The following is a 7782-nucleotide window of genomic DNA, read 5'->3' as shown; positions in this document are numbered from 1 at the left end:
CACTGGGACGCTGGGGACAGGCGGACGATGTCGTGGCGGCAGCGTTGTTTCTGACTTCGCCCGCCGCCTCTTTTATCACGGGACAAGTCTTGATCGTCGATGGCGGCGAGGTGATCGGCGCGTTTTAGTGCCGGAGTAGACGGCGACCTTTGTCCCCTGCGGAAGGAGCAACTGCTCCCGCTGGCACTGTTTCACGTGAAACGTTGCGCCCTCTCGAAAGAGAAGGCGGCACTGGTTTCACGTGAAACAGAAGACAGGGCCTCCGTCTGATCAGAGGTGCAGGGTCTGCTTCCTTCGCCGGGTTCTAGAGTTGGGCAAACACGCCTTCCCGCACCGCGCGAGCCAGCTGCTCAATATCAGGAGCAGGCGGGCGATCGCGCTCCAGTTTTGGCACATAGGTCCGCACGAGCGCAAAAGCCTGCTCTACGCCCTCGCCAGCGCGCAGAGGGCGGCGAAACTCCAAAAGCTGGGCTCCGCAGAGCAATTCGATAGCCACCACCTGTTGCGCCAGCGCCAGGATACGGCGCGTCTTGTGGGCCGCTGTCACGCCCATACTGACAAAATCCTCCGTCCCCGCCGAGGTTGGGAGCGAGTCAATGCTGGCCGGATGCGCCAGCACCTTCATCTCATTGACCAGGGCCGCCGCCACATACTGGGTGAGCATCAGGCCCGAATTGAGGCCAGGCTCGGGTGTCAAGAAGAGCGGGGCTCCCTGGTCATCCCAATCGTGCGGCCCCATCAGGAGATAGATCCGCCGCTCCGCAAAGCTTGCGAGCTGAGTCAGGGCTAGCGCCAGCACATCGAGGGCCAGGGCCAGAGGCTGGCCGTGGAAATTCCCGCCTGTGAGCACCTCCCCCTCATCAGGGAAAATGAGCGGATTGTCTGTCACCGCCCCCAGTTCGTGCTCAAAGACCGCTCTGCAGTACTCCAGGGCGTCGCGGACGGCCCCAAAGACCTGGGGGGCGCAGCGCAGGGTATAGGGGTCCTGCACCCGGGGACAGTCCTCATGACTGCGTTTAATTTCGCTGTTGGCCAGCAGACGGCGCAGATGCCCGGCGCTCTCTTGCTGGCCTCGCTGATTGCGCAGGCGCTGAATGCGCTCATCAAAAGGCACATGGCTGCCCATCAGGGCTTCAACGCTCAGGGCACAGGCTACTTCCGCCGTCTGGAGTAAGGTCCAGGCATCTTCCAGGGCCAGAATAGCGCTGGCCTCCATCAGATGGGTGCCATTGATCAGGGCCAACCCTTCTTTTGCTTCAAGACGGAGCGGCCGCAGACCGGCCTCAGCCAGGGCCTGGGCTCCAGGCAGGCGTCTCCCACGATACCAGGCCTCTCCCTCTCCTACCAGGACTAGCGCCAGGTGGGCCAGGGGAGCAAGGTCCCCGCTGGCTCCTACTGAGCCGCGTGAGGGTACGATGGGATGGAGCCGGGCATTGAGTAAGTCTATGAGAAGGCGTACAACTTCTACACGCACGCCAGAGTGGCCACGGGCCAGACTGGCTGCGAGGAGAAGCATCATGGCTCTGGTGGTCTCTTCGTCAAGTGGCTCTCCCAGGCCAGCAGCGTGGCTGCGCAGGAGATTGTACTGCAGGTCGAGCACTTGCTCGTGTTTGATACGCACACGGCTGAGATGACCGAAGCCGGTGGTGACTCCATAGACTTTGCGGTCTTCGGCCACGATGCGCTCGATCAGGGCTCGCGCACGCTGGATGCGAACCTCAGCCTCCGGTCCTAGTTGTACCGGAACCAGGCGCCGGGCTACACCGCAGACTTCGGCAGGTGTGAGGGCCTGGCCGTTGAGAACCAGGGGGGCGCTGCGGAGGTTCGTTTGATGATGATGGGTCATGTGATTCTTCATCGCTGAAGTCCTTTCTGGCTGCTTCGCCTCCTGCCAGGATTCTAGCAGAAGGAGCAGGGAAAGGCAAACGAGCGGCCTGCTTCGGAAGGGTCGCTCCGCCTTTCTCTGCCGCATCGCCAGCGGCAGCGGGCCCGGCCAGCGGCGCAGTGGAGCCAGAGACTACACCCTGCAGCCCTGGCCTGACCCCAATGCTGATAAAGCAGGCAGTGTTTCACGTGAAACACTGCCTGCTGCTAAGGATAGACTGCGAGGCGCGCTGGCACCGCTGGCACCGCTGGCACCGCTGGCACCGCTGGCACCCCTTACCCCTGCCCAGTCAACGTCTGACTGACGGTTGGAAACCCTCCTCGCTCAGCTTCTTTCTGAGCGCCACCCTCCAGACAGAGCAGCGGGCGCCGCCCAGCCTGATCTTCAGCTGTCGACTGCCAGTGCGCCGGCCACGCAAGGAGCTGAAGCTGGCCCAACCCCGACTAACCGGGCCTCTGAGCAAATCCTACCGTGGCGAGAGCCACCAGGCGCCAAAGCGCTAGAGCAGCGTGAGCGTTGACTGCACAAGGTTGACCCCAAAATGATAGCCGATCTCACGATAGTCCTCAAGCTGCCAGAGTGCCAGCTCGCAGCGCTTGCCAATCTCGATGCTCCCAATCTCCTCGTCCAGAGCCAGGGCCTTCGCCCCGTTAATAGTCGCCGCCGTGAGCGCCTCCTCCAGGGACATCCCCATCGCTGCCATCGCCAGGCCAATCATCATCTGCATGTTTTCACAATAAGAAGTTCCAGGATTACAATCGGTAGCCAGGGCCACGGTCAGGCCCAGGTCCAGCAGGCGCCGCGCTGAGGGATACGGGCTTCGCAGCGTATACGAGCAGCCCGGCAAGAGGGTCGCCACCACACCGGCGTCGCGCAGCGCCTTGAGGTCTTCGTCGCTGGCATGGTCCAGGTGATCGGCAGAGGTCGCCCCTAACTCCGCCGCCAGGCGTGCCCCACCCGAGGGACTGAGCTGATCCGCATGGATTTTGAGACGATAGCCCAGCTCTTTGGCCCGGCTCAGAATCCTGCGACACTCTTCTACAGTGAAGGCCTCTGTCTCGCAGAAGACGTCGCAGAAGCGCGCCAGCCCTACAAAGGAGGGCAGCAGTTCCTCGACAACCAGGTCGAGATAGTCTGCTCGTCGCTCGCGGTATTCCAACGGCAGGACATGGGCCGCCAGAAAGGTAGGCACCACGCGCACCCGCTGAGGGACAGAAGACGGCGCCCCCTCCTCCAGGGCCTTGAGGTTGTTGATGAGGCGCAAGCAGGTTTCTTCGTTAATGCGGTCCAGACCGTAGCCACTCTTGATTTCAACCGTGGTCGTGCCATGATCACGCATGAGATGAAGCCGCTTCTGCGCCAGGGCCAGTAAGGTCTCGGCATCGGCCTTGCGGGTCGCTTCTACAGTTGTTAAGATCCCTTTGCCTTGCGCCAGCAGTTCAGCGTAGGTGATCCCTGCCCGACGCAGGTGAAACTCTTCAGCGCGCTGACCCGCAAAAACGAGATGGGTGTGCGAGTCGACAAAGCCGGGGGTAATGACCGCTCTCTGGGCATCGACTATGGTGACGCCGTCCTGGCGTGTCGAGAGGAATAAGGGTTCCGCTTCATCATCGGTCCCAATCCAGACAATTCTACCGTGGTAGATCGCTAAAGCCGCGTTGTCCAAGACTTGCAGCGCTCCCCTGGCTCCTTCGATTGGCCGCTGGGCCACTGTCACAAGCTGCCCGATATTGCGAATGACTGCGCTCGCTCGGATCGGAGGCTGCGCTGATTCAGCCTGCATGAGTTGCTTCTCCTTGTAAGGGCTGTGAGTGAGGCTCGCTATGCTGTTTTTTTATAGCATAGTTACCTCTCAACGTCGAGGCTTGCGGCTCGTCCCTGCATTTGCTACACTCTCCTCGGAAGCAGGTCGCTCTGCTGTTCCGCAACGCCGAATGCCCTCCATTCGTAGTGGTGAGTGGCTCAATCACGTCGGCTCCCGCTGCCACAAGCTCGGACGGACAGTGTGGAGCGCCCCAGCCAGCAGGAAGGAGTAAGCAGTATGCGGGCTATCGATGATAGCAGCGAGAAGTACGCCGCCGTTCTGCGCGAGCTACGCATCTGGAAGCATCTGCCAGAAAGCGACCTCTCTCGCATGCTGCGCAGGTATTTCTTGGTGACAGACGATTTCCGTGAGATGGAGGATCAGGGGCTGCTGACGATGACCTTTGTGGGAGATGAGTATATGATTAGTCAGACGATGCTGGGCCAGATCTGGCTGGAGCAGTACGAAGCTGATCAGCGTGAAAAGGAGCAGTACAATGTCCGCTGACGAGTATGAAATGGCGGCCTCCCAGCCCTATCAAACGATTGGCCCCGCCGAGGCCAAAGAGCTGATGGCACGCGGCGCCCACGTGATCGATGTGCGTTGGCCCACTGAGTGGCAGCAGGGCCATATTCCCGGTGCCACGCTTCTCCCTCTCAGTGGTATCTATGCTTTCGGCCAGGCCCTGCGGGAGCTGCCTCTTTCCCCTTCACAGGAGGTGATCTTTGTCTGCGCCGTCGGCCAGCGCAGCGCCATCGCTGCAGAGATCGCCTCACTGCTCGGTTTCCAGCAGGTCTATAATCTGGCCTCTGGCATGCATGGCTGGCTGCTTTCCGGCTATCCCGTCGAGTAGGCCTCTTCCTCGTGACCGAAGAGATGCCTTCTCTCTGCCGCTATTATCCTTGCTTGCTTGTTTGGTTGATAGCTCAGACTGTCGATGAGTCAGTCCCTACCCATAAGGAAGGAGTAAGACCTTATGCCTCTCTTGGAAGGAAAGAACGCGCTTATTTTCGGTGTGGCCAACCATCGTTCGATCGCCTGGGCCATCGCTCAGGCCCTGGCTGCCGAGGGCGCCCGTCTGGCCTTGACCTATCAGGAGCGCATGGAAAAGTTTGTGCGGGAGCTGGCCGATAAGGTACCAGGCACGCCGCTGATCCCCTGCGATGTCCAAAGCGATGAGCAGCTTGATGCCGCTTTCGCTCAGGCGGCGGAACTCTTCGACGGCGGCCTCGATATTTTGATTCATTCGATCGCTTTTGCGCCGAAAGAGGATATGGAGAATCCTTTCTGGCAGACCAGCCGTCAGGGCTTTTCGACCGCTCTGGACATCAGTGCTTATTCACTGGTGGCTCTGGCACGGCGCGCTGTGCCCCTGATGCAGGCGCGCGGCGGTGGCAGCATTCTGACCGCTACTTACATCGCCAGCGAGCGGGTGATGCCTAAGTACAATGTGATGGCTGTGGCCAAAGCGGCTCTGGAGTGTAGCGTGCGCTACCTGGCCTACGAGCTTGGTGCTTTCAATATCCGGGTCAATGCCGTCTCGCCAGGGCCGGTGAATACGCTGGCCGCCCGCGGCGTTCCCGGCTTTACGACCATGCGCGACCACATGACGGAGGTAGCACCTCTACACCGTAACATTGAGCAGAGTGAGATCGGTGACGCTGCACTCTTCCTTTGCAGCCCACTGTCCCGTGGGATCACGGGCGAGGTGCTCTTTGTGGACGCCGGCTACCATATTATGGGCGCCTAAACGCCAACGGCGCTCTATCAGATTGAGCCTCGCTTGCGGCGCGCCAGGAGAGCTGAGCTTCTCTATAGAAGAAGCTATCCGGTTCTCGCTTGCCTGGCCTGGCGCTATTCGATGACGCGAGAGAGGCAACAAGAGAAAGGCAGGCACTCCCCCAGTGGGGGAGTGCCTTTGTGCTTTGGTTCGGTTGGTCCTCGTTCTTCAGTCCCTGGCTACTGGTACTGGCCCTGGCGATCGGTCCACTGCTCGATGCGTCGCACTGTCGGCGGTGGCGGCGCTGGCTCTCCACAGGTACTGCAGTAGCGTGCGAGGGGACGATTCATGTGACCACAGGGCCAGGGACGCAGCTGCTCTGTCGTTGTCGGCGGCTCAGGCCCTGAAGAAGGCGCGCTAGCAGCCTGGGCCTGGGCAGGCGCTGAGGACGAGGAGGCCTCACTCCTTCTTGGCGGAAGCCCAGGCTGGTTTCCGCCAGCGGTTGAGGCAGGAGCAGCCTGGTCTCCCTTGGAGAGCCAGGGCTGACCTCTGCTGCCAGCACTTCGTGGAGGGCCCCCGAACGGTACCAGCGTGTTCTCATCCTCCAGGTCTGGGGAGGGATAAGAAGATGCAGAACCAGGGGCTGACGACGATGCTGCCGGCTGCCGGGGAAGCCCGGAGAACTGACTGCCAGGACTTGGAGGCCACGGTCTCGGCGAGTGGGGAGGAGCCGATGGCCCGGCGGGCGCCGCGGTCCTCGCTGTAGTCTGCGGCGGCTGAGTCCCAGTTGGTGGCATCGAGGCATAGGGAGCAGCAGCCGATGGCAATCCCGGCAGCGCGCCCTGGCCTGGCCCTCTATGGGCCGGGCCAGAGGGATGGAGCAGGATACCGCTCGCAGCATTCACGACTGGGGATACGCTTGCCTGCCGGCGCCTGATCTGGAAGATGGCCCCCACAAGCAGCAGCACTATGATCAGAGTCCCCACGCCCCCAATCACTACGAGGAGCAACGGCAGACCCTGGCTCTGGCCTGTCGTCCCCGATGATTGCTCGTGAGCAGCCTGCTGCCTGGCATAGGTCAGGTAGGGCATCACTGCCTTGAACGCAGGATAGCGAGCTGCCAGGGTGGCAAACTCCTGAGCCGCACGATGCCAATGGCCAGGAGCAGTCGAGGCATAATCGTTGAACGCCTGGCTCCAGGCCCGCTGGAATGGCCCCGGCTCAGTATCCAGGTGAAGATTCTGCAACAAAGCTCGCGCGCTATTGCTGGCCTGCAGAAAACTGGTCCCCCCAGGGGTGCCAAAGCTGACAATCCCCACTACATGACCTTGACTATCGAGGGCTGGCCCACCGCTGTCACCTTGCTCTACATTGCCCCCCACCTGAATGACTTGCGCTCCGCTGTCGGTTGTCTTGATAGAGCTGACAAAGATGCGATTCACCGATGAAGTCAGAAAGTCTGTCGGGCGCATGCTGACATCAGCATTGCCTGGAAAACCGATAATAGTGAGATTGTCCTGGACCTGGACAGCAGAGGAGTCGCCGAGTTCAACGCTGGGTGTATCCTCCATAGCCACATGGATAATGGCAGTGTCCTTCTGGTTGGGGGGACTTTCTTGCTCAACGCGGTCAACGCGGGCAAAATAGAGAGCCGGCACATCACGCAAGCGGGCCGCACTTAAAGGACCACTATAGTCAGTGCTGAGGTAAACGGCACTTACAGGAGGCGCATAGCTGGGCGTAGAGGGAAACTGACCACTGAGTAGATCTTGCGCCACCTGGTCGGCGCTGAGCTGATTGCCACGCGCTAGCACGCTATTGTAGTAGGCGGTAACGTCGGGAGCGGCGGCTCTGATGAGTACAGCATTGAGCTCATCGCTATGAGGAGGATTAATAACGTGATCAGCTGTGAGGATATCACCGTGAGCGCTGATAAAGGTCCCTGTCCCAAGGGCGGCCAGGCCATAGCTGCCTCCATCGAGCGGGAAGGTCGCGCTGCGCCCATTGGGGAATTGCACCGTGAGCCGCCCGTTAATTTGGGTAACGATGCGCACAACAGCTGGTCGGGCAATATCAACCGCTCTCACCGCCGGGTCCTGGATATTGCCCCCCGGCACACCCTCGGCGCGCACCGCTGACCCTCCCAGAGCAATCAGTATGAGCGATGGCCCGCAGATGAAGCAGAACATCACCACGAGTAGAGGGAACAACCCTCTTGAATTGGCCTTTCTCTCCCGCCCATAACTGCCGCTGGCTCCGGCAGAGGTTGTTATATAGCGATTCATAGCAGGCATCCTGTCCCCGAGTCGAATATCACTGCGCTGCCATAACAAAGTCTATCATAGCACAGCGATACGCATGGCGTTCGATTTT

At 60.6% G+C, this 7782-nt stretch carries 7 protein-coding genes; 4 read left to right on the top strand and 3 right to left on the bottom strand.

All coding sequences use genetic code 11. The features are described 5' to 3' along the window. On the top strand, positions 1 to 128 hold a 128-nt coding region (locus BGC09_RS23565; RefSeq protein WP_141727860.1), incomplete at its 5' end, for an SDR family oxidoreductase. A gap of 176 nt (positions 129 to 304) precedes the next feature. Here BGC09_RS23565 and hutH read toward each other — a convergent pair. Continuing rightward, on the bottom strand, positions 305 to 1858 hold the full coding sequence (gene hutH, locus BGC09_RS19135; protein ID WP_218104113.1) for a histidine ammonia-lyase: 1554 nt from the start codon (positions 1856 to 1858) through the stop codon (positions 305 to 307). A gap of 526 nt (positions 1859 to 2384) precedes the next feature. Beyond that, a complete protein-coding gene (hutI, locus tag BGC09_RS19125) occupies positions 2385 to 3668 on the bottom strand; it encodes an imidazolonepropionase (protein WP_069805818.1) in 1284 nt (427 codons plus the stop codon). A 258-nt stretch (positions 3669 to 3926) separates the two neighbouring features. Here hutI and BGC09_RS19120 point away from each other — a divergent pair, with 258 nt between their 5' ends. From BGC09_RS19120 to BGC09_RS19110, 3 genes are all read left to right on the top strand, one after another. Then, positions 3927 to 4196 (top strand): hypothetical protein, encoded by a 270-nt coding sequence (locus tag BGC09_RS19120; RefSeq protein WP_069805817.1) that lies wholly within the window; start codon positions 3927 to 3929, stop codon positions 4194 to 4196. Next, entirely contained in the window at positions 4186 to 4542 is a 357-nt protein-coding gene (locus BGC09_RS19115; RefSeq protein ID WP_084659121.1) for a rhodanese-like domain-containing protein, read from the top strand. Before BGC09_RS19120 ends, BGC09_RS19115 begins: the two co-directional genes overlap by 11 nt. 123 nt (positions 4543 to 4665) lie before the next feature. Then, the gene (locus tag BGC09_RS19110) at positions 4666 to 5439 is read left to right on the top strand and encodes an enoyl-ACP reductase FabI (RefSeq protein ID WP_069805816.1); all 774 of its coding nucleotides are present in this window, start codon (positions 4666 to 4668) and stop codon (positions 5437 to 5439) included. A 209-nt stretch (positions 5440 to 5648) separates the two neighbouring features. Here the strand turns inward: BGC09_RS19110 and BGC09_RS19105 are convergent, their stop codons facing one another. Then, positions 5649 to 7694 (bottom strand): S1 family peptidase, encoded by a 2046-nt coding sequence (locus BGC09_RS19105; RefSeq protein ID WP_176728979.1) that lies wholly within the window; start codon positions 7692 to 7694, stop codon positions 5649 to 5651. Between the last annotated feature and the right edge of the window lie 88 nt (positions 7695 to 7782).

Origin of the sequence: Thermogemmatispora onikobensis (assembly GCF_001748285.1) — a bacterium.
Classification (GTDB): Bacteria; Chloroflexota; Ktedonobacteria; order Ktedonobacterales; family Ktedonobacteraceae; genus Thermogemmatispora; species Thermogemmatispora onikobensis.
The sequence above is the reverse complement of the archived record's forward strand: the minus strand, read 5'-3'. Positions and strand labels throughout refer to the sequence as shown.